This is a genomic window from Promicromonospora sukumoe (genome assembly GCF_014137995.1).
In the GTDB taxonomy this organism is placed as follows: Bacteria; Actinomycetota; Actinomycetes; order Actinomycetales; family Cellulomonadaceae; genus Promicromonospora; species Promicromonospora sukumoe.
Genome location: NZ_JACGWV010000001.1, coordinates 547,746 through 569,729 on the forward strand (window position 1 = coordinate 547,746; position 21,984 = coordinate 569,729).

18 protein-coding genes are annotated in these 21,984 nt (G+C 73.6%); 11 read left to right on the forward strand and 7 right to left on the reverse strand.

Annotated features, from left to right (window positions below; translation table 11 throughout):
- Window positions 1-85 precede the first annotated feature (85 nt).
- Together FHX71_RS02510 and FHX71_RS02515 are read left to right on the forward strand one after the other, a co-directional pair.
- Complete coding sequence (locus FHX71_RS02510; protein WP_182614271.1) at window positions 86-1,099, forward strand: hypothetical protein; 1,014 nt, start codon at window positions 86-88, stop codon at window positions 1,097-1,099.
- 72 nt (window positions 1,100-1,171) lie between these two features.
- Window positions 1,172-2,560: an MFS transporter gene (locus FHX71_RS02515; RefSeq protein WP_312876899.1), complete on the forward strand. Its 1,389-nt coding sequence runs from the start codon at window positions 1,172-1,174 to the stop codon at window positions 2,558-2,560.
- Window positions 2,561-2,662: 102 nt separating this feature from the next.
- Here FHX71_RS02515 and FHX71_RS02520 read toward each other — a convergent pair whose 3' ends face one another.
- The 3 genes from FHX71_RS02520 to FHX71_RS02530 all read right to left on the reverse strand — a co-directional run bounded on the left by FHX71_RS02520 (window position 2,663) and on the right by FHX71_RS02530 (window position 7,271).
- Complete coding sequence (locus tag FHX71_RS02520) at window positions 2,663-3,487, reverse strand: alpha/beta hydrolase (protein WP_182614272.1); 825 nt, start codon at window positions 3,485-3,487, stop codon at window positions 2,663-2,665.
- Window positions 3,488-3,573: 86 nt separating this feature from the next.
- The gene (locus FHX71_RS02525; RefSeq protein ID WP_182614273.1) at window positions 3,574-4,398 is read right to left on the reverse strand and encodes an alpha/beta fold hydrolase; all 825 of its coding nucleotides are present in this window, start codon (window positions 4,396-4,398) and stop codon (window positions 3,574-3,576) included.
- A gap of 140 nt (window positions 4,399-4,538) precedes the next feature.
- On the reverse strand, window positions 4,539-7,271 hold the full coding sequence (locus FHX71_RS02530; RefSeq protein ID WP_182614274.1) for a helix-turn-helix transcriptional regulator: 2,733 nt from the start codon (window positions 7,269-7,271) through the stop codon (window positions 4,539-4,541).
- A gap of 108 nt (window positions 7,272-7,379) precedes the next feature.
- Here FHX71_RS02530 and FHX71_RS02535 point away from each other — a divergent pair, with 108 nt between their 5' ends.
- Window positions 7,380-8,225, forward strand: a complete 846-nt coding sequence (locus FHX71_RS02535; protein ID WP_246402152.1) for an alpha/beta fold hydrolase — start codon at window positions 7,380-7,382, stop codon at window positions 8,223-8,225.
- Between the two features lie 145 nt (window positions 8,226-8,370).
- Entirely contained in the window at window positions 8,371-12,423 is a 4,053-nt protein-coding gene (locus FHX71_RS29640; protein ID WP_182614275.1) for a S8 family serine peptidase, read from the forward strand.
- Between the two features lie 175 nt (window positions 12,424-12,598).
- On the opposite strand, the gene FHX71_RS02545 is transcribed toward FHX71_RS29640, so the two are convergent.
- On the reverse strand, window positions 12,599-13,327 hold the full coding sequence (locus FHX71_RS02545) for an aminotransferase class IV (RefSeq protein WP_182614276.1): 729 nt from the start codon (window positions 13,325-13,327) through the stop codon (window positions 12,599-12,601).
- 114 nt (window positions 13,328-13,441) lie between these two features.
- A complete protein-coding gene (locus tag FHX71_RS02550; protein ID WP_182614277.1) occupies window positions 13,442-14,302 on the reverse strand; it encodes an alpha/beta hydrolase in 861 nt (286 codons plus the stop codon).
- A gap of 144 nt (window positions 14,303-14,446) precedes the next feature.
- Between FHX71_RS02550 and FHX71_RS02555 the strand changes: the two genes are divergently transcribed.
- From FHX71_RS02555 to FHX71_RS02585, 7 genes are all read left to right on the forward strand, one after another.
- Complete coding sequence (locus tag FHX71_RS02555) at window positions 14,447-15,061, forward strand: TetR/AcrR family transcriptional regulator (RefSeq protein WP_246402160.1); 615 nt, start codon at window positions 14,447-14,449, stop codon at window positions 15,059-15,061.
- A gap of 220 nt (window positions 15,062-15,281) precedes the next feature.
- Complete coding sequence (locus tag FHX71_RS02560) at window positions 15,282-15,926, forward strand: hypothetical protein (RefSeq protein WP_182614279.1); 645 nt, start codon at window positions 15,282-15,284, stop codon at window positions 15,924-15,926.
- A 142-nt stretch (window positions 15,927-16,068) separates the two neighbouring features.
- A complete protein-coding gene (locus FHX71_RS02565; RefSeq protein ID WP_220489437.1) occupies window positions 16,069-16,764 on the forward strand; it encodes a copper resistance CopC family protein in 696 nt (231 codons plus the stop codon).
- Between the two features lie 11 nt (window positions 16,765-16,775).
- The gene (locus FHX71_RS02570; protein WP_182614280.1) at window positions 16,776-17,369 is read left to right on the forward strand and encodes a copper chaperone PCu(A)C; all 594 of its coding nucleotides are present in this window, start codon (window positions 16,776-16,778) and stop codon (window positions 17,367-17,369) included.
- The gene (locus FHX71_RS02575) at window positions 17,369-18,592 is read left to right on the forward strand and encodes a Dyp-type peroxidase (protein WP_182614281.1); all 1,224 of its coding nucleotides are present in this window, start codon (window positions 17,369-17,371) and stop codon (window positions 18,590-18,592) included. Before FHX71_RS02570 ends, FHX71_RS02575 begins: the two co-directional genes overlap by 1 nt.
- Before the next feature lie 13 nt (window positions 18,593-18,605).
- A complete protein-coding gene (locus FHX71_RS02580) occupies window positions 18,606-20,063 on the forward strand; it encodes a PepSY-associated TM helix domain-containing protein (RefSeq protein ID WP_182614282.1) in 1,458 nt (485 codons plus the stop codon).
- A 111-nt stretch (window positions 20,064-20,174) separates the two neighbouring features.
- Complete coding sequence (locus tag FHX71_RS02585; RefSeq protein WP_182614283.1) at window positions 20,175-20,912, forward strand: DUF5134 domain-containing protein; 738 nt, start codon at window positions 20,175-20,177, stop codon at window positions 20,910-20,912.
- Window positions 20,913-21,224: 312 nt separating this feature from the next.
- On the opposite strand, the gene FHX71_RS02590 is transcribed toward FHX71_RS02585, so the two are convergent.
- Both FHX71_RS02590 and FHX71_RS02595 read right to left on the reverse strand, forming a co-directional pair.
- Window positions 21,225-21,617, reverse strand: a complete 393-nt coding sequence (locus tag FHX71_RS02590) for a BlaI/MecI/CopY family transcriptional regulator (protein WP_182614284.1) — start codon at window positions 21,615-21,617, stop codon at window positions 21,225-21,227.
- Between the two features lie 102 nt (window positions 21,618-21,719).
- Window positions 21,720-21,941: a hypothetical protein gene (locus tag FHX71_RS02595; RefSeq protein WP_182614285.1), complete on the reverse strand. Its 222-nt coding sequence runs from the start codon at window positions 21,939-21,941 to the stop codon at window positions 21,720-21,722.
- Window positions 21,942-21,984 lie beyond the last annotated feature (43 nt).

A 21,984-nucleotide genomic window follows, 5' to 3' on the forward strand; every position in this document is an offset into this window, starting at 1 on the left:
GTCACAAGAGGCGCATCGTGGCGGCTTTACGGCATGTCGTGACTCCGCCAGAGTTGGGCACCCATCGACGTGACGGAGGAGTGCCATGCTCGGCGACGTGCTCGGACTGACCCCTGACGAGACCCTCGCGTACAGCGAGCTCGTCGCCATGCCCTCGGCCACGGTGGCCGACCTCGCCGCCGCGCTCAGCCCTTTCGGGACCTCCCTGGGTGACGCGCACCGCCTGCTCCGCCGTCTGGAGGAGCACGGGCTGGCCGCACGCCTCACCGGGGACGAGCGCCGGTTCGCCGCCGCGCCGCCCGCCATCGCGCTGGGCGCGCTGCTCGCCCGGCGTCAGGACGAGGTGCGGCACGCCGAGGTCGAGCTCAGCCGCCTGGAGGAGGTCTACCGGGTGGCCGCGGCGGGCCGGGGCCCCACCGACGTCGTCGACGTGATCCGGGGCGAGGACGCCGTGCGGCACCGGTTCGAGCAGCTCCAGCTCGGGGCGCGGGAGTGCGTCGACGCGTTCGTCCGTCCGCCCGTGATCGTCACGTCCAGCCAGGAGAACTCCGCCGAGGGCCAGGCCGTCGAGCGGGGCGTGCAGTACCGCGTGGTCGTCGAGCGCAGCATGCTGGAGAGCCAGGACGTGACGATCGACGAGGCCGTCGAGGCGACCGAGGCGGGGGAGGACGTCCGCTTCGCCGAGCAGGTGCCGCTCAAGCTGATCCTCGTCGACCGCCGGCTCGCCCTGCTGCCGCTCACGTCGTCGGGCGACGTCGTGGGCGCGCTGCTGGTCCGCGAGAGCACGCTGCTCGACTCCCTGCTCGCGCTCTTCGAGAACGTCTGGGCGCGGTCGACGCCGTTGCTGGTGGGCACGTCCGGCCTGGCCGGCGACGTCGTGCAGCACGTGGACGACGACGACGCCAAGGTGCTCGGCCTGCTGCTCGCCGGGCTCACCGACCAGGCCGTCGCCAACCAGCTCGGCACGTCGCTGCGCACGGTGCAGCGGCGGGTCCGGGCGCTGATGGACCTGGCCGGCGTCGAGACGCGCGTGCAGCTCGGCTGGCACGCCGCGACGCGCGGCTGGGTGCGCGCCGAGGGGACGCCCGTGCCGGTGTGACGTTCGTGACCTCGCGACGGTGACGGCCGAAATCCGCTTTCCCGGCGGTGCCACGGGGGTCAGGATCAGGCAGTGACATCCTCTCCCCGTACCGGCGCCCTGGGATTCTGGGCGGACCTGCCGCAGGACGGCCGCTGGCTGCTGTCCACCGTGGTGGTGCAGTTCTTCGGCCGTGGCCTGACGCTTCCCTTCACGATCATCTACCTGCACGAGGTGCGCGGGTTCTCGCTCGCCCTGTCCGGCGCGCTCATGGGCCTGATCGCCGTGGTCGGCGTGCTCGTGACCGGCCCCGCCGGCGCCCTGGTGGACCGGTACGGCGCCCGCCGGATCATGCTCACCGGCCTGTTCTTCGCGGTCGCGGGCTACTCGGTGCTGGCCTTCGCCACGACGCCCGCTGTCGCGGCGCTCGGGCTCGCGCTGTTCGGCGTGCAGCTCGGCGTCGGCTGGCCGTCCGTGAACGCGCTGGTCGCCACGGTGGTCGAGGGCGACCTGCGGCAGCGGTACTACGGCGTGAACTTCGCACTGCTCAACCTCGGCGTCGGCGTCGGCGGTGTGGTGGGCGGCCTCGTGGTCGACGTCGACCGGCCCGGCACCTTCGTGATGGCGTTCCTGGTCAACGCCGCGACGTTCCTGCTGCCCGTCGTCGTGCTGCTCGGGCCGCTGCGGCACCTGCACGGCCGCGTGGACCGGCCGCACGACGCCGACGCGGGCGGCGAGAGCTACCTCGCGATCCTGCGCCGGCCCGAGGTGCTGTGGCTCGCCGCGCTCGGGCTGCTCGCGGCGTTCGTGGGCTACGGGCAGATGGAGGGCGGCTTCCCGGCCTTCGCGCGGCAGATCGCGGAGGTCTCCACACGCGCCATCGGGTTCGCGTTCGTGGTCAACACGGTGGTCATCGTGGCGCTCCAGTTCTGGGTGATGAACCGCGTGCGCGGACGACGGCGGACGCGCGTGCTGGCGCTCATGGCCGTCGTGTGGGCGGCGGCCTGGCTGCTGCTCGGTGTGACGGGGCTGATGCCCGGCGGCCTGACCGCCGTCGTGATCGTGCTGGCGTTCCACGCTGTGTTCGGCCTGGGGGAGACCCTCATGCAGTCGGTGCTGCCCGCGCTGACCAACGACATGGCGCCCGCGCACCTGCGCGGCCGGTACAACGCGATCGGGTCGGGCTCGTTCCAGGCCGGGACGATCGCCGGGCCCGTGGTGGCGGGCGTGCTGCTGGAGCACGGCTGGGCGGGGGCCTTCATCGGCGTGGTGGTGGCCGGGTGCGCGGGGATCGCGGCGACGTCGTACGCCGTCGGACGCCGGATCACGCCGGAGGTCAACGGGATCGAGCCGGCCGCGGCGCCGACACCGGAGGCATCCCCGCCGTCGGCCCCGGGCCTGCCTGCGACGCCGGCCGCGACGTCGTCTGCCCCGGCGCCGACCGGGACGTCGACCGGGACGCCGTCGACGACGTCGTCCTGACTCGCGGCCCGAGGACGCACCTTTGAGACCTAAGTTTCTTCGCTTTGGGGCGCCCCAAAGCGAAGAAACTTAGGTCTCGAAGGAGATGGGGGATCAGCCCTGTCAGGCGACCGGCTTGTCCGCCGACGCGTGCTTCTGGGCCCAGGCCAGCGCGTGGTCCGCGACCTCCTGCCAGCCCTCCGCCCCGCACGTCCAGTGGTCGCGGCCCTCGAACTCGTAGTACTCGGTGACGGCGGGCGACTTGTCGTAGTGCTTGGCGTTGGAGCGGTTCACCGCCGGCGGCATGATGTGGTCCTCGCTGCCGGCGATGAACAGCAGGGGAGCGCGGTCGGCGGCGTAGTCCACCCAGGTCTCCTGGGGCCCGGGCTTGAAGTTCGCGAACAGGCCGTACTCCCAGACCCAGTGCCCCGGCGCGGCGATCGCGTACCGCTCCCAGACCTGCCGGGACTCCTCCTCCGAGAGCGTGTTCGTGAACGCGTAGTGGAACTCCTCGGGCGTGAAGCCGACGGCGCGGTGCCGGTTGGCGGGGTTCTTCAGCGCGGGGAACAGCGACCTGGCCTGGGACAACGGGCTGACCCGCACGCCCTCGGTCGGCGCGGAGTCGATCACGACGCCCGCGGCGCCGAGCCCCCGGGCGAGCAGGAGCTGCGTGAGCGTGCCCCCGAACGAGTGCCCGATGATGATCGGCTTGCTCGGCAGCGCCTCGATGACGCCGGCGAGGTGGTCGACGGTCTCGGGGACGGTCAGCCTCGCGATGATGTCGGGGTCCTCCCGCAGGGCCTCGACCTCGACCTCGAAGCCGGGGTAGCCGGGGGTCACCACGTTCAGGCCCTTGGCCCGGTAGTGGTCGACCCACGCCTCCCAGCTCCGTGGGGTCATCCAGAGGCCGTGGACGAGGACGACCGTGTCGGGCTGTGCTGCGTTCATGAGCGTGCTCCTTCATCTGCGGACGGGCGGGCGGGGACGGGCAGGTACGGGCAGGGACGGACGGGAAGATCGCAGGACGGGACCGGTCACCCGTCGATGAACGCCAGCAGGTCGGCGTGCAGCCGGTCGCGCTCGGTGTCGGGCAGCGCGTGGGCGCCGCCCTCGTAGACGGTCAGGACGGCGCCGTCGACCAGCGCGGCCGACCGCTTGCCGCCGACGGCGAAGGGCACGATCTGGTCGTCGTCGCCGTGGATGATGAGCGTCGGGACGTCGACGGCGGCGAGGTCGGGCCGGAAGTCCGTGGCCGAGAACGCGGCGATGCACTCGTAGGCGCCGCGGTGCCCGGTGGTCATGCCCTGCAGCCAGAACGCGTCGCGGAACCCCTGGGCGACGTCCTGGCTCCGGTTGTGCCCGAAGAACGGGCCGTCGGCCAGGTCGCGGTAGAGCTGGGCGCGGTTCGCCCGCTCGCCCGCGCGGATCGCGTCGAAGGTCTCGGCCGGCAGGCCCTCCGGGTTGTCGGCGGTGCGCAGCATGAGCGGCGGTACGGCCGAGACCAGCACCAGCCTGGCGACCCGGCTGGTGCCGTGCCGGCCGATGTAGCGCACGATCTCGCCGCCGCCCGTGGAGTGGCCCACGAGGGTCAGGTCGCGCAGGTCGAGGGCGTCGACCAGCACGGCGAGGTCGTCGGCGTAGGTGTCCATCTCGTTGCCCTGCCAGGTCTGGCTGGACCGGCCGTGCCCCCGGCGGTCGTGCGCGATCACGCGGTGGCCCCGCTCCGCCAGGAACAGCGCGGCCGCCTCCCACGCGTCGGAGCTCAGCGGCCAGCCGTGGCTCAGCAGCACGGGCGTACCGTCGGTGCCCCAGTCCCGGTAGAAGATCTCGGCGCCGTCGTCCGCGGTGACGTAAGGCATGGTGGCCCCCTCGGGTCGGTCGGGTGGGTGGATCGGGTGATGACCCCTCGACCATCCCGCCCGCACGGGGGTGCGCGGACCACGTGAACCACGTAGTCCGTCAGCGCGGCCCACGCAGCCCCACGCGGCCCTGACCTGCGCTAGGACCCCGCGAGCCGGTCCGCGAGCTGCCGCCGGGAGGTCACGCCGAGCTTCTGGAAGACCTTCCGCAGGTGGTAGTCCACCGTGCTGGGGCTGATGAACAGGTTGGCGGCGATCTCCGGGTTGGTGCGCCCGCGCGCCGCGAGCCGCGCGATCGTGTGCTCCTGCGCCGTCAGGCCGAACCGGGGCTCGGGGGAGTCGAGGTCCTCCGGGGCCGTGCCGAGCGCCGCCAGCTCCGCGACCGTCCGCGCGACGAACAGCTCCGCGCCGCTGTGGTGCAGGTGCCGCAGGGCGAGCCGGAGCTGTTCGGCGGCGTCGCGCCGTCGTCGGACCCGGCGCAACCACTCGCCGTAGACGAGGTGGGCGCGGGCCCGGTCCATCTCCGCGCCGGTCCGGCCCAGGATCTCGACCGCGGCGAGGTGGTGCCGCTCGGCGTCCTCGTCCGGCCCGGCCAGCGCGAGCGACCGCTCGGCGAGCCCGCGGCACCAGGCCGAGCCGTTCGCGTCGGCGAGCTCGGCCAGCAGCCCCGCGACGCGCGCCGCCTCGTCGAGGTGCCCGCTGCGCGCGGCCGCCTCGACGTAGTCGGGGTACTGGTCGGGCGTGACGTGCAGGAACGGGTCGGTGATGAGCGGGACGAGCCGCTCGTAGGCGGCCTGGTAGCTGCCCTCGGCGAGGTCGCGGACGGCGAGCGACGCGACGGCGGACGACTCGACCCCGCCGAACCCCGTCGTCGCGGTGCCCTCCGCGATGGCCTCGACGGTGGGCCGGGGCGCCCCGCTCCAGGCGAGGACGGCGACGTTGGGCACGTTCTCGGCGTCGTACCCCATGGCGTGGCGCACCTCGCGGACCAGCTCGTCGTAGCCGACGGCGCGCCGCAGGGTGCCGCCCCACAGCTCGGACATCGCCATGACCCACAGGAGCGTGTCGAGCACCTGCAGGGCACCGGAGTCGCGCGCCGCCTGGGCGGCCCGGGCGAGCGCGTCGGCGCGTCCGGCGTCGTCCCACAGGAACGTGCCGAGCGCGGCGATGGCGCTGCCCATGTGCATCATCCGGGCGTCGGGGAGCGCGAGGATCGCGTCGAGCGCGGCCCGTGCGGGCCCGACCGCCCGCGGGTAGGGGTCGAGCACGAGGGCGCCCAGCCCCCGCAGGATGTCCGACGTCGGGCCCGCGGCGAGCTCCGCGCCCACGGCGAGCCGCCGGCCCAGCTTCTCCCGGGTGACGCCCATCATCAGGCGCTCCGCCGTGCAGCAGGACTCGAAGGCGCGCAGCAGCGCGACCTGCTCCCGTTCGGCGTCGTGCCCGTGGAACGCGTCGGCCGCCTCCAGGTTCGCCGCGGTGGCGCGGCGCACGCCGTCGGTGTCGGCCGTGAACATGGCGAGCGCGCTGCGCACCGAGATCACGCGGCCGCGCGTGACGGCGTCGACCTCGGTCGTGTCGATCCCGTCGACCAGGCGCTGCGCCACGTGGGCCGCCCCGACGGCGAGCGCGGCCTCGGCGGCGCCGGCCTGCCGCGCCCCGCGGACCGGTCCGGGCGGGGTGAGCTCGGCGGCGCGCGTCAGGATGGTCGCGCGCGACGCGAGGCCGCCGCGCCGGGCGGCGAGGTCCGCGGTGTGCGCCAGCCGGTCGGCGACCGCGGGGTCCGTGCCCAGCACGGCGCGGGCGGCGTGCCAGGCCTCGGACTCGACCATGCCGAGCCCGTCGGCCGCGCGGGCGAGCGCCCCGTGCATCCGGCGCAGCTCGCCGCCGGGTGCGGCGTTGTAGACGGCGGACCGCACCAGCGGGTGCCGGAACCGCACCACCGGCTGCTGCGCCACGAGTCCCGCGACCTCGGCCCGGTCGCCGTCCTCGGGCCCCAGCCCGACGTGCCCGGCCGCGGCGGTCACGAGGTCGATGTTCCCGGTCGAGTCCGCCGCGGCGAGCAGCACCCAGGACTGCACGCGCGGGTCGGCCCGCCGCACCTGGCGCACGTAGTGCTCCTCCAGGTGCCGGCCCACGGGCACGGGCGCCCCGCCGAGGCCCAGGTCGGGCAGCTCGTGCACCAGGGCGTCGCCCGCGAGGTCGATCAGCGCGAGGGGGTTGCCGCCGGTCGCGCGCGCGATGGCGGACGCCGCCGACGGTGCCAGCGGCCGGTCCGCCGACCGGTTCAGCAGCGTCACCGACGCCTCGTGGTCCAGCCCGGCCAGGGCGAGGCGCGGCACCCCGCCCATCCGGTCGGCGAAGCCCGGGTCGTCCCGGGCCGCGAACACGACCGCGACGTTCTCGACCGCCAGGCGCCGCGCCACGAAGGCGAGGGCGTCCAGGCTCTCGGCGTCGATCAGGTGCGCGTCGTCGACCGCGCACAGCACCGGCGTCCCGGCCCCCGCCGCCGCGAGCAGCCCCAGCACCCCGAGGCCCACGAGGAACCGGTCCGGGGCGGGCCCGTCGGCCTGGCCCGAGGCCACGAGCACCGCCTCCCGCTGCCGCTCCGGGAGCCCCGCGCAGTGCTCGCGCAGCAGCGAGACCAGCCGCTGCACGGCCGCGAACGGGATGGTCGACTCCGACTCGTACCCGTCCAGCCGCACCGTGACCAGGCCCGGGGCCCGCGTCGCCGCGGTCAGCAGACAGGTCTTGCCGATCCCCGGCTCGCCCAGGACCAGCAGCGAGCCGCCGCGGCCGTTGCGCGCGCCGCTCAGCAGCGTGGTGAGCCGGCGCAGCTCCTCGTCGCGCCCCACGGGGGCGGCGGCGGTCTCCATCCGCCCACCGTAGGTCCGACGGCGAGGGACTACGCGCTTCACGTGGTCCATTCACCCGGCCCGCTGCGGATGATCTTTGGTGTCCGAACCACGACAGGAGACACACCGATGGCCAGGAGACGCTTCACCCGCCCTACCGCACTGGTCGCCGCGCTCGCCACGGCACTGCTCGCTCTCTCGTCCGTGACCGGTGCTGCGGCGCCGGCCCGCTCGCACGGTTCCCACGGCTCCCCGGGACACCACGCCAAGCCCACGATCGTGCTCGTCCACGGAGCGTTCGCCGACTCCAGCGGCTGGTCCGGCGTCACCGAACGCCTCCAGGACCGCGGCTACCCGGTCCTCGCGTTCTCCAACCCGCTGCGCGGCCCGACGTCGGACAGCGAGTACCTGCGCCTGTTCCTCGACACCATCGAGGGGCCGATCGTGCTGGTGGGCCACTCCTACGGCGGCGCCGTCATCACCAACGCCGCGACCGGCGACGAGGACGTCGAGGCCCTCGTCTACGTGGCGGGCTTCGCGCTCGCGGAGGGTGAGACCGTGGCCGACGCCAACGCGCTGGGCGGCGGCCCGCCGCCCGTGGTGATCGACCACCTGGTGCTGCGCCCGTACCCGGGTGCCCCCGAGGGCGACGCCGACGCGTACATCGACCCCGTCTGGTACCCGCGGCTGTTCGCCCAGGACCTCCCGCGCGACACGGCCGAGGTCATGGCCACCAGCCAGCGCCCGGCGACCCTGAGCTCGCTGGTGACGCCGTCCGGCCCGCCCGCCTGGGAGGACATCCCGAGCTGGTACATCGTGGCCAAGAACGACCGGATCATCCCGCCGCAGGCCGAACGGGCGATGGCGAAGCGCGCCGGCTCCACGACGGTCGAGCTCAAGAGCTCGCACGTCGCGATGATCAGCCAGCCCGGCGCCGTCACCAAGGTGATCCTGGACGCCGCCCGCAACAGCTGAGGCCCGTCGGTCAGGGGGTGATCAGTGGACTTTCGTTGCCCTTTTCGCCCCTTCTCTCCAGAGTGTCACGTGGCCCTCGCTCGTGGGCCAGTGGTTGCGCCCCGCCCGGAGCGCTTGCACCCCGGAGGCAAGAATGCACAGTCGCATGCCCACCAGACGCGCGCCGATCGCTCTCGTAGCGGTCGGCGCGCTGCTGGCCACCACGGTGAGCGCGGCCCCCGCGCTCGCGAGCACCCCGGCACCCGCGGGGCCGGCACCCGTCGTGGCCGCCGACGTCCCCGAGCGGGCCGCCGACAAGATCACGCCCGGTGTGCAGACCCGGCTGGAGGCCAAGGAGACGGCGGACTTCTGGGTCCGGTTCGCCGACGCCCCGGACCTCGCGCCGGCCAAGGCCATCGCCGACTGGGACGAGCGCGGCCAGTACGTCTACGACGCCCTGACCAGCACCGCCAAGAAGTCCCAGGCGGGCGTCGTCGCCCAGCTCAAGGCCGCGGACGCCGACTACGAGACCTTCTGGATCAGCAACGCGATCCTCGTCGAGGGCGGCACGCAGGAGCTCGCCGAGCAGGTGGCGGCGAGCCGCGAGGTCGAGCAGGTGCACGAGCGGTTCGCGGCGCAGCCGATCGAACCCGTCGAGCGCAAGGCCGCGACCGAGCGGGCGCCGCTGGCGACCGAGTGGGGCCTGGACGCCATCGGCGCCCCTGACGTCTGGGAGCAGGGGCACACGGGTGAGGGCATCACCGTGGCCAACATCGACTCCGGCGTCGACGTCGAGCACCCGGCCCTGCTGGAGCACTACCGCGGCTACCTGGGCGCGGACGGGCTGAGCAACGACTACAACTGGTTCGACGCCGGCGGCTTCTGCGACGGCGCCCCGTGCGACGGCGACGCGCACGGCACGCACGTCATGGGCACCATGGTGGGCGACGACGGCGAGGGCAACCAGGTCGGTGTCGCACCGGGCGCCGACTGGATCGCGGCCAACGGCTGCGCGTCCTGCTCCGACGCCGACCTGCTCGCCTCGGGCCAGTGGATCCTGGCGCCGACGCGCGCCGACGGCTCGGACCCCGACCCGTCCCAGCGGCCGCAGGTCGTGAACAACTCCTGGGGCCAGCAGGCGCCGGGCGCCATCGACGACTTCATGTCCGAGGAGATCGCCGCCTGGGAGGCGGCCGGCATCTTCGGCGCGTGGGCGGCGGGCAACGCGGGCGAGGCGGGCTGCCAGTCGACGTCGTCCCCCGGCGCCAACGTGGCCACCTACGCGTCCGGCGCGTTCGGGGAGTCCGGCGAGATCGCCGAGTTCTCCTCGCGCGGCCCGGGCGCCGACGGCGTGACCAAGCCGAACCTGTCCGCCCCCGGTGACAACGTGCGCTCGTCCGTGCCGGGCGGCGACTACGCCGAGTTCAGCGGCACGTCCATGGCCTCCCCGCACCTCGCGGGCGCCGTCGCGCTGCTGTGGAGCGCGGCCCCCGTCCTGGTGGGCGACATCGAGGGCACCCAGGCCCTGCTCGACCAGACCGCGGTCGACGTGGACGACGACACCTGCGGCGGCACCCCCGCCGACAACAACGTCTGGGGCGAGGGCAAGCTCGACGTCGCCGCGCTCGTCGCGGCCGCGCCGATCGACGGCTACGGCTTCGTCGCGGGCACCGTGACCGACGCCGACGGCGAGCCCGTCGGCGGCGCGCGCGTCACCTCCGGCGAGCGCTCCGACACCACCGACGCCGAGGGCGCGTTCCGCCTCGGCCTGGAGGAGGGGTCGCACGACCTGACCGTCACGGCCTTCGGGTACGTGGACGGCGCGGCGCAGGCCGACGTCGTCGAGGGCGAGACCGTCACGGTCGACGTCACCCTGGAGGCCGCGCCGACGACGACCGTGAGCGGCACCGTCACCGACGGTTCCGGGCACGGCTGGCCGCTCGACGCCGAGGTCACGGTGCAGGGCGCACCGAGCAGCGTCTCGGCGTGGACCGACCCGTTCACCGGCGAGTACACCCTGGAGCTGCCGCAGTCGGCCACGCACACGCTCGTCGTGCGGCCGTCCGTGACGGGCTACGGGGCCTTCACGCAGGCGGTCGAGGTCGGCACGGAGCCGGTCTCCGCCGACGCCGCGGTCACCGCGCTCGCCGAGTGCACCGCCCCCGGCTACGAGCTGGTCGGGGCGGGCGCCGGGGTCGAGGAGTTCGAGTCCGGCGACGTGCCCGAGGGCTGGACCGTCGAGGACGTGGCCGGCACCGAGCAGGTCTGGACGTTCGACGACCGGTTCGAGGCGAGCAACATGACCGGCGGCGAGGGCCTGTTCGCCGAGGTGAACAGCGACGCCTACGGCCCGGACGGGTCGCAGGACACCATCCTCACGTCGCCCGCCTACGACCTGTCCGACGTCGAGGCCCCGCTCCTCACGTTCGACCAGTCGTACGGCGCGCTGGGCGACTTCGCCGACGTCGACCTCAGCGTCGACGGCGGCGAGACCTGGGAGACGGTGCTGCACCAGACCTCCGACGCGCTCGGCCGCACCGTCGTGCCGATCGCGGCCGGCGCCGGCGAGTCCGACGTGCGGGTCCGGTTCCACTACGGCGACGCCGCGTGGACCCTGTGGTGGCAGGTCGACAACGTCGGCATCGGCGCGTGCACGCCCGTCGAGGGCGGCCTCGTGGCCGGGTTCGTCAACGACCTCAACACCGGCGACGGCGTGAACGGCGCCACGGTGAGCGCGGGGGAGGCGAGCGTCAAGACGTCCGACCCCGAGAACCCGACGGTCGACGCCGGGTACTACTCGCTGTTCTCCCCGGAGACCGGCGAGCAGCAGGTCGGCTACGCGGCCAAGGACTACGAGTCCGCCGAGGCCACGGTCACGGTCGTCGCCGACACGATCGCCCGCCAGGACGTGGAGCTCGCGGCCCCGCTCCTGACGGTCTCGCCGGGCGAGATCGCCCGCGAGGTGCGGCTGGGTGGCACCCGGTCCGGCTCGTTCACCGTGACGAACGAGGGCACCGCGCCCGCGGACGTCGAGGTGGCACCGGCGTCGTCCGACTTCGAGATCCTCGGGTCGGCGTCCGGCACCGGCGTCATCAAGGGCGCCACCGGTGACGTGACGGAGGTGAGCACGGCTCCGTCCTCCGGCGGGGCTGAGGGCGCGAAGGGCGTCGCGGCCGCGAAGGACGACGGCTTCGCCCGGAACGGGAAGCACCCCGGCCGGACGGCGACGCCGTCGGCCCCGCCGGCGCTGCTCGCGGACGGGACCACCATCACCCACTCCTCGTCGCAGGACATCACGGCGGGCAACTCGGTGGGCTGCGTGGGGAGCCAGACGCAGTGGCTGCGGACGTTCACGCTGGAGGACTTCGAGATCCAGGGTGAGCTCGCCGTGACCAACGTGTCGTTCGGCGTCGAGACCGCGGCGGCGAACACCGCCGTCACGGTCAACCTGTACGAGCTGGACGGGGACTTCGTCTACGCCAACATGACGCCCGTCGGCTCGGCGGACGTGACCCTGGAGGCGCAGGAGCTCACGCTGGTCGACGTGCCGGTCACCGGCACCGCGTCCGGCACGCTCGTGGTCGAGGTCGTCAGCGACGGCGAGTTCTTCGTCGGGTCCAACGCCGAGCCGGAGACCGCGCCGTCGTACATCGCGTCCGACGACTGCGGCACCCCCGAGCCCAGCACCGTCGAGGACCTCGGGTTCCCCGACATGCACACGGTGCTCAACGTGACCGGCGAGACCACGGTCGACGTGCCGTGGCTCGACGTCCAGCCGCCGGCGTTCACGCTGGCCCCGGGCAAGTCCGCCAAGGTCTTCGTCGACCTGGACAGCAGCCGGGTGGACCAGCCGGGCACCTACACCTCCTCCGTGGTGGCCGACGGCGGCACGCCGTACGCCGAGCCCCGCGTCGAGGTGTCGCTCTCGGTGACCCCGCCCGCGAGCTGGGGCAAGATCGCCGGCACGGTCACGGGCGTTACCTGTGACGACGAGACCGTGCCGCTGGAGGGCGCGTTCGTGGTCATCGACGGCTCCGAGTACGACGTCACCCTCGTGACCGGGCCCGACGGCGGGTACGCCCGCTGGATGGGGGTCTCCAACAACCGGCTGGCGCTGCTCAGCTCGGCGACGGGGTACCCGCCGGAGTCGAAGTCCGCGCGCATCATCAAGGGCCAGACGGTGGTGCACGACTTCGAGCTGAACGAGTACTGCGGCTAACCCCGGCCCGCCCAGATAGAACCCTGGCGAAGTAGAACCAGGGCGAAGTAGAACTGCAGCGAGGTAGAACTCCAGCGCCGCTGGGGTTCTACCTCGCTGCAGTTCTACCTCGCCGGCGTTCTATCTCGCCCTGGTTCTACTTCGCCAGGGCTCTATCTCGGCGCGGCGCGGCGGGTCAGATGCGGTCCCAGGGGACCGCCGCCAGCCGGGCCACGAGATCGGTCAGGAGCGGGCCGGCGTCGAGCAGGGGGACGTCGTCGACCGACGCCACGGCGACGACGCCGATCGAGTTGACCAGGAACGCCCCGGCGAAGCCGCCGACGTCGGCCAGCGTGACGCTCCGGCGGGACGAGGGCGTGGTGTCCTCGACGAGCCGCATCGCGGTGCCGTGGAGCTGGGGCGCGTCGGGCCAGACGACGGCGCCGTCGGGCTCCAGGAAGCCGATGTTCGCCATCGAGGACTCGGCGACGGTGCCGTCGGGGCCGGTGAGCAGGGCGTCGTCGTACCCGTCGAGCGCGACCCGGCGGGCCCACTCGGCCTGGGCGAACCCGCCGAGGTGCTTCACGTGCGGGAACGGGCGCAGGTAGGGGACCGAGCGCAGCCGCTGCGGTGCGGCGGGCGGTTCGCGCGGGTCGGCCACGGAGACGATGACGTGCTCGGCGTCCCGGAGCGTGACCCGGACCCCGGCGTCGGGCGTCCCGGCCAGGGCGTGCCGCACGAGGTCGCGGACCCGCTCGCCGTCCAGAGGAAGGCCGAACAGCTCGCGTTGCGCGGCGTCGAGCCGGGTCAGGTGGTTGGTCAGGCCCTGGACGCCGCCGTCGCGCACCTGCATGGCCGTGAAGTGCCCGTAGGTGCTGAACAGGTCGGCGGCCTCGGCGGGCCGCCCGTCGACTTCGATGCGCACCTTGTGAACTGTAGTGAACACCCGCAGATGAACGCGGACCTGGTTGCACTCTGAGAGGCCAGAGTGCAACCAGGTCCGCGGTCATGGTGCTGCGGGACGGCGGGGCCGCCGCCGTCATGCGGCGACGGTGGCGTGCGACGTGGCCCAGGTCAGGGCGTGGTCCGCGATCTCCTCCCAGCCGGTCTGGGAGACGAGCCGGTGCGTGCGGCCCGCGTACTCCACGTACTCGACGACCGAGGGGCTCCCGGTGCCGTTGTACTTGGCGACGATCGCCTTGCCGATGGCCGGCGGGGCCACGTGGTCGATGCCGCCCGTGATCACCAGGAGCGGCGCGCGGTCCGAGCGGGCGTAGTCGACGTGCGTGACGCCGGTCTTCTCGTTCATGGTCGACGCGACGCCCTCGAAGAGGACCCGGTTGTAGGACGGGACGGCGGACTGCTCCCACAGGACGTCCGACTCGGCGCGGGAGAGGTCGTTGCCGAACGTGAAGTGGAAGTGCCCCTTCGACAGCGGCTTGGCGCCGTTGCGGCCGAACGGGTTGGACAGGATCGGCAGGCCGGTACGCAGCGTGGACAGCGGCAGCACGCTGATGCCGGCGGTCTGCGCGGGGGCGACGCCGACGTAGGCGGCGCCGAGGCTGCGGTCCGCCAGCATCTGCGTGATGACGCCGCCGAACGAGTGGCCCATGATGATCGGCTTGACCGGCAGGGCGGTGATGATGCGCTCGTAGTGGTCGACGATCTCCTTGAGGCCGACGCCGCGCAGCGCCTCGGGGTTGTCGCGGATGTCCTGCACGCCGCGGTCGTCGATGCCGGGCCAGCCCGGGACGATCACCTCGTGGCCCGCGGCGCGGAAGCGCTCGGCCCAGGTGTCCCAGCTCGCGGGCGTCATCCAGAGGCCGTGGACCAGGACGATCGGCAGCTTCTCCGGGGTGGTGCCGGCGGCGGTGCTGGTGGTGTCGGGGGTGGCGTTCATGGCGGGCTCCTCAGGTTCGGTGGGCCGGGCTCCCGGTCCGTCGTCAGGAAGAACGATCGTTCTTTCTCTGTTATTCCAGGAAGGTACGCCCCCGCCCGGCCAGCGTCAACGCCTCACGAGAAAGATCGTTCTATGCTCAAAGACATGGCAACCGGATCCACTGCCTCCCGCGCTCCCCGCAAGACCGCCGAAGGAGGCTCCGAGGCGCGCGAACGCCTGCTGCGCACCGCGTCCGAGCTGTTCTACGCCGAGGGCATCCACGTGGTCGGCGTCGACCGCATCGTCGCGGCGGCCGGCGTCACGCGCGCCACCTTCTACCGGCACTTCCCGAGCAAGGAGCACCTGGTCGAGGCCTACCTCGGCGTCGAGGACGCGAACCTCCGCGCCGCGCTCGACGGCGCCCAGGGCGCCACCGACGACCCGGTCGAGCTCGTCGGGCTGATCATCCAGGGCATCGCCGACGACGTCGCCCGGCACCACACCCGCGGCTGCCCCTTCATCAACGCCGCCGCCGAGTACCCCGACGCCGACAGCGGGGTGCGGCGCGCCGTCGATCAGCACCGCGCCTGGTTCCGTGGGGCGCTCGAGGACGCCCTGACCGCCGCCGGGGCCGACGACGCCGTGACCCGCGCGGGCCAGCTCGTGCTGCTGCGCGACGCCGCCCTGGTCGGCGGCTACCTGGACGGCTGGGACAACGTCCGCGTGGCGTTCGTGAGCGCGGCCCGCCAGGCGGCAGGCCTGGAGCCAGAGGCCTCCTGAGGGGGTGGGTTCTGGGCCGCTGAGATTGACTTCGGTCGGCTGCACCGAGACCGGTCCATCGCCGGACCGATCTCAGCGCAACCGACCGAAGTCATGGGGGCGGCCCCAGGAAGGGGCCGGCCGCCGGGGCGCGGGGCACGGCAGAGCGGACTTCCCTTTGCTGACCTTTGACCCATATCCTGACCCCCGTCCTGTGACCGTCACGAGGGGGAACGGCCCGATGAACGCACCCGACACCGGACGGGGGACCGCGCGCGGAGTGCGCGGCGTCCTCGCGGCGTCGGCGGCGACCCTCGTGGCCCTCGCCTCGCACCTCGCCGGCGGCGGGGACCTGCCGGGCTGGCTCGGCGTCCTCGTGCCGTTGGTGCTGTCGCTGCCCGTCTGCACGGCCCTGGTCGGCCGCAGGCTCTCCCTGCCGCGGCTCTCGGTGTCGGTCGCGGCGAGCCAGCTCCTGTTCCACCTGCTCTTCCAGCTCGGCCCCCCCGCCGGCACGCTGGGGACCGTCGCGAACCCGCGCGGGACCCACGGCGCGCACGGGGACATGGCCCCGCTGACGACGTCCGGCGCGCCGGTCCCGGTGGAGCTGCTGCACGGCGGCCCGCAGATGTGGCTCTGGCACGGGATCGCGGCGGCGGTCACCGTCGTCGTCCTGCACCGCGGGGAGCTGCTGCTGCGGCGCCTGCGCGAGCTCGGCGCCCGCGCGGCCGCCTGGCTGCTGCGCGGCCGGCCCGTGCTCGACCGCCCCACCTCCTTCGTCGCGCCCGCACGCACCGGCGTGCCCGCCGAGACCTTCCGCCCGCTCCACCCGGGCCCCCAGCTCTCCCCCCTCCTGCGGAGGGGACCTCCCGCACCGCACGCGGTCTGAGCTCTGCCCCACGGGCGTACCTGTGCCCGTGGGCTGTTCCGTGCTCGCCCCGTGGGTTGCTCCTGCGCGGCGGGCGGGGACGCCTGTGCGTCCCCGTGTGTGTGCCGACGTCGATCCCTGACGTCCGAGGAGAGGTCCCTTCATGCCCCGAACCCGTCCCCTCGTGGCCGGGCTCGCGGTGGCCGTCGTCGCGCTGTTCGCGACCGCTGCCCCCGCGTCCGCCCACGACAAGCTGGTCTCCAGCGATCCGGCGTCCGACGAGACACTGCAGGAGGCGCCCGAGACGGTGTCCCTGAGGTACTCGGCCGACGTGCTGGACATGGGTGCCGCCGTCGTCGTCACCGACGGCGACGGCACCGACTGGGTGTCCGACGCGCCCCTGATCGACGGGGCGGTCGTCACCGCGGCCCTCGATCCCGGCCTGCCCGACGGCGGGTACGAGATCCGCTGGCGGGTCGTGTCCTCCGACGGGCACCCCATCACGGGGATCGTCCCGTTCGCCGTCGGCGACGGCGAGGAGACGGGGGCGGGGTCGGGTTCCGGTTCCGACGACGCCGGGGACGACGCCGTGGGTGCGGCGGACGAGCCGCCGTCGGACGAACCGGCGTCGGGTGAACCCGCCCCAGGGGAAGCCGCCCCGGGAGCAACCACACAGAGCAGCACGCAGAACCAGACCGCGCAGAAGGACGAGGGGCCCTGGCGGGTCGTCCTCGTCGGTGCGGGCGGGGCCGCCGTCGCGGCGGCCCTGTTCGCGCTCGTCCACTTCCTCCGCCGGCGCAGCGATGCGCGCGGCTCCGACGACGCCGGGAACACCCCCGACGCGTCGGGAACCCTGTGAGAGGCACTTCTGTGAACAACCGACCGACCAACCGTCGCACCACGACCACCACCGCCCGCCTCGGCGTCGTCCTCGCGGCGGCCGCGCTGGCCCTGACCGGCTGCGCCCCGGCGGGTGCGTCGGACGACGCCGCCGCCGCAGCGCCCGCCGGTGAGGGCATGTCCCTCACCGACGGCTGGGTCAAGGCCGCCGACTCCGGGATGTCCGCCGCGTTCGGCGGGCTGACCAACTCCGGCGCGCAGGACGTCACCGTCGTCTCGGCGACGACCGAGGCGTCCTCGATGCTGGAGCTCCACGAGACCGTGGAGAACGAGACCGGCGAGCTGATCATGCGGGAGATCGACGGCGGGTTCGTCGTCCCCGCCGGCGACACGCTGACCCTCGAACCGGGCGGCAGCCACATCATGCTCATGGACCTTGCCGACCCGCTGGAGGCGGGCGAGGAGGTCACCTTCACGCTCACCTTCTCCGACGACTCGACCTACGAGTTCACGGCCCCCGTCAAGGATTACTCGGGGGCGAACGAGAACTACGTCGGCGGCGACGACGAGGGCGGCATGGACATGGACATGGGCTCGGACGACGCCACGGGCACGGACGGCTGATGACCACGCCTGACCACGGTGCACGCACCGCGCGGTCGGGGTCGACCCGGCGGCAGTTCCTCCTCGGAGGGGCTGTCGCCGGCGTCGGCGCGGCCGCCGCGATCGGCGCCGACACCGCGCTGAACGCCTCCGCCGAGGAGGCCGTCCCGCCGCCGCTTCACGGCGAGCAGACCGTCCCGTTCCACGGGGAACACCAGGCCGGGATCGACACCCCCGCGCAGGCGCACGGGTTCTTCGTCGCGCTCGACCTGCACGACTCCGCCGACCGCGCCGACCTGACCCGCATGATGCGCATCCTCACCGACGACGCCGCCCGGCTCACCCAGGGCGCCCCGGCGCTCGCGGACTCCGAGCCGGAGCTCGCCGTGGCCCCGGCCCGGCTCACCGTGACGTTCGGGTTCGGGCCGCGGTTCGTCGAGCGGGCCAAGGGCTCCGGTCCGGACTGGCTCCGGTCGCTCCCGCCGTTCGGGATCGACCGGCTGGAGCCCGGCCTGAGCGACGGCGACCTGCTGCTCCAGATCGCCGCCGACGACCCGCTGACCGTCGCCCACGCCTCGCGCATGCTGCTGAAGGACACCCGCAGCTTCGCGTCCGTGCGCTGGACCCAGCAGGGGTTCCGGCGCGCGCACGGCACCGTCGCGCCCGGAACGACCATGCGGAACCTGTTCGGCCAGGTCGACGGCACGACCAACCCGGCCCCGGGCACCCCCGACTTCGACCGGGTCGTCTGGGCCACCGACGGCTGGCTCGCCGGAGGCACCGGCATGGTGGTGCGCCGCATCCACATGGACCTCGACAAGTGGGACGAGCTCGACCGCGGCGGCCGCGAGCAGTCCGTGGGCCGGACCCTGTCGAACGGCGCGCCGCTGACCGGCACGGACGAGTTCGACGAGCCCGACTTCGAGGCCACCACCGCTATCGGCTTCCCCGTGATCCCCGAGTTCTCGCACCTGCGCCGGGCGCGCAGCGACAACCCGGACGAGCGGATCTTCCGGCGGGCCTACAACTACGACGACGGCGCGGCCGGGGCGCGGGTCTCCGACGCCGGCCTGATCTTCGTCTCCTTCCAGGCGGACGTCGACCGACAGTTCGTCCCCCTCCAGCGCCGCCTGGACCAGCTCGACCTGCTCAACGAATGGACCGTTCCACTCGGCTCGGCCGTCTTCGCCATCCCACCCGGGTGCCGCGAGGGCGGATTCATCGGCGAATCCCTCCTCACCTGAAAGCAGGCCCTTCATGACCGACACCCTCACCGGCACCGACGTACCACCGGCGTCCGACCCGTCACCGCCCCCGCCACGCCGGGGCCCCTGGTTCGGCCCGCTGCTGCGGCGGCTGCACTTCTACGCCGGCCTCCTCGTGGGGCCGTTCATCCTGGTCGCCGCGACCAGCGGCGCGCTCTACGCGCTCACCCCCGCGATCGAGCAGGTCGTCTACGACCAGGAGCTGCACGCCCCCGTGGCCGACCCGGCCCTGACCCTGGGCGAGCAGATCGAGGTCGCCCAGGGAGAGGTGGGCGCCGACGCCGCGCTCACCGCCGTCCGACCCGCGCCCGAGCCGGGGGACACCACCCGGGTCATGTTCGCCGAGGACGGGCTGGGGCCCAGCGAGTCCCGCGCGATCTTCGTCGACCCCGCGACCGGCGAGGTGCGCGGCGACCTCACGGTCTACGGGTCCAGCGGCGCGCTGCCGCTGCGGACCTGGATCTCCAACCTGCACCGCAGCCTGCACCTCGGCGACCCGGGCCGGCTCTACAGCGAGCTGGCCGCGTCCTGGCTGGGCATCGTCGCCGTGGTCGGCCTGGTGCTGTGGATCAACCGGCTCCGGGCCGCCCGGCGGGCTGCGGGCGCCGTCCGGCCGAAGCGCAAGGCCACCGGATACCGGCGGCTGCTGTCCTGGCACACCGCGACAGGCGCCGTCGTGGTGCTGGGGGCGGTGTTCCTCTCGGTCACAGGCATCACCTGGTCCCAGCACGGCGGCGGCAACGTGGGTGAGCTGCGCAGCGACCTCGGCTGGACCACGCCCGCCCTGGACACCCGGCTCTCCGGCGACACGTCCGCCGGCGGGGCCGACGAGCACGCGGAGCACGGCGGCGGTTCGTCCGCGCCGACGGGCGCCGCGAACCCCGCGACGTTCGACGCCGTGCTCGCGATCGCCCAGGGCATCAACGTGAACACCGGCGAGGTCGAGATCAAGCCGCCCGCCGAGCCCGGCCTGGCGTGGACGGTGCAGGAGAACAAGAGCGACGTGCCCACCGAGGCCGACGCCGTGGCCGTCGACGGCACCACCATGCAGGTGGTGCACCGGACCGACTTCGCGAGCTTCCCCCTGCCCGCCAAGCTCACCACCTGGGGGATCGACCTCCACATGGGCCTGCTGTTCGGCCTCGCCAACCAGCTCGTGCTGTTCGTGCTCGCACTCGGCATCGGCGCGATGGTGGTGCTCGGCTACCTGATGTGGTGGAAGCGGCGGCCCACCCGCGAGCCCCGCGGTATCGGTGGACCGGCCCCGCGGCGCGGGGCGCTCCAGGACGCGCCCTGGTGGGGGCTCCTCCTGGTCGCCGCGGTCGCCCTCGTGGTCGGGACGTTCCTGCCGCTGGTCGGGTACACGCTCGTGGCGTTCGTCGTGGTCGACGTCGTCGTCGGGCTGGTGCGGGCGCGGCGCGCGGGGCAGGAGGCCGGCGCCACGCCCTGAGCCACGCCCTGATCGCCCCCGTCGTCCCGGGAACCCTCCGATATCTCTACATCATGTGGTAATGTCGGCGGCGGTTCGGCCGCTGTTACTTCTCGGGACGCGGGGGCGCCAGTGACGTCGGACCCAGTGGTGCAGTGGGCGACGACCGCCCTCTTCGGCGCCCTCGCCGCACACTCCCTGTGGCGCCTGGCCACGACCCGCCAGCCGTTCGACGTGGCGAGCCACCTGCTCCACCTGGGCATGAGCGCCGTGATGGTGGCGATGGTCTGGCCCTGGTGGGCCCGGCTGCCCGCGCTGCCCCAGGTCGCCTTCTTCGCCCTGGGCGCGGCCGTCTTCGCGGGCGCCGCGGGCTGGTACGGCCTGGGCGCACTGGGCCCTGGTGCACCGGGTCGTGGTGCACCGGCTCGCGGCCCGACGACGGCGGCCCGGCCCGCCGGTCATCACCGCAGCGCCCGGTGCCAGGTGGTGCACGCCGTGATGATGCTCTCGATGGTGTGGGCGCTCGCCGTCATGGCGGGGCCCGCCGGCCATGGCGCCGGGCGCGCGTTCGCCGGCGGGGCGGGGACTGCTGTGCCCGGCGGCGGTGGTCACGGGGCCGGCGGTCACGACGTCGGTGCTCACGGCGCCGGGAACGTCGTGGCGCTCGTGCCGCTGGACACCTCGATCCTGATCGCGGGCGTGGTGCTCGCCGTGGTCCTCGTGGCCGGGGGAGCGCTGTTCCTGTCCGACCTCGTGCGGCACCTGCGCTGTTGCGGTTCCCTCCGGGACGGCACCGGCTCCGACCTGCTGGCGGGTGCCCTGATGAGCTTCGGCACGGTCGCGATGTGCGGCCTCATGCTGACGGGCTGACGCGCTGCAGGCTGCTGGCTGACGCGCCGCCGGGCGGCAGGGCAGCCGGGCGGTAGCGCCGACGTGCGGACCTGGCGCGCGGTGGGGCGAATCGAAGATTCAGCCCGCCCGGCAAGGTACTGCCGATCGGCACTGGCCGGGTGCGCCGAACTTCGCTCACCTGAGACCCGGCCGATTCAGCCTTGCCAGAGAATCCGGCAGAGCTGGCAAACCCGGGCCCCAGCCGAACGAAATTCATCCCACCCGGCCACCCCTGTCGGAGCACACCTTGCTCCGGAGCCCGGAGCCCGGAGCCCGGAGCCCGGAGCGGGTTCAGCCCGCGCGGCGTCGGTCCGTGGTGGACCGGGGGCGGAGGGCGCGCTGGAGCATCTCGGCGTCGCGGGCGCTCAGGTGGTCGGCGAACCGGAGCAGGGCTTCCTCGCGGTCGCCGGTGCCCTCCAGCACGGAGAGCATCGCCGCGCCGGCGCGTTCGCCGTCGGACCGGGTGGGGCGGAACCGGACCTTGCGGGGAGAGGCCGCGATGCGGACCACCTCGCCCTTCTTCTCCAGGCGGTCGAGCACGGTCAGGAGCGTCGTGTAGGCCGGGACGTGCTCGTCCCGGAACCCCTCCTGGATCGCTCGTGCTCCGACGGCATCCTCGTGGTCCCAGAGGATGCGCATGACCTCCGCCTCGAGCTGTCCGCGTGCGCGGGTCCTGCCTGACATAGTGCCCTCCTGGCAGGACCATACTGCAAAGGTGACCGCCCACCGGGGAGTGGACAGCCACCTTTGCCGTCGTCCGGAATACCGGACGGAACGCCCTGAAGGTCAGGCCGGCTGGAGCGCCGCCGCGTCCAGCGCACCGCTCCGGGCCTGCTCCACCAGGTCCGCGAGCTGGTCGTGGCTCATCTGGATCCGCTGGCCGAAGTCGTCGGTGATGACGATCTGCTTCAGGGGCTCGGCGGTCGGGTCGACGAACAGTTCCGGGCAGCCGCAGTCGCACTTGCCGCAGAACGTCGCCACGTGAAGTAGCTGAGGGTTGTCGCTCATCGCTGTCTCCTCTGTTGAACGGACGGGTCTCGGGCGCGTGCTG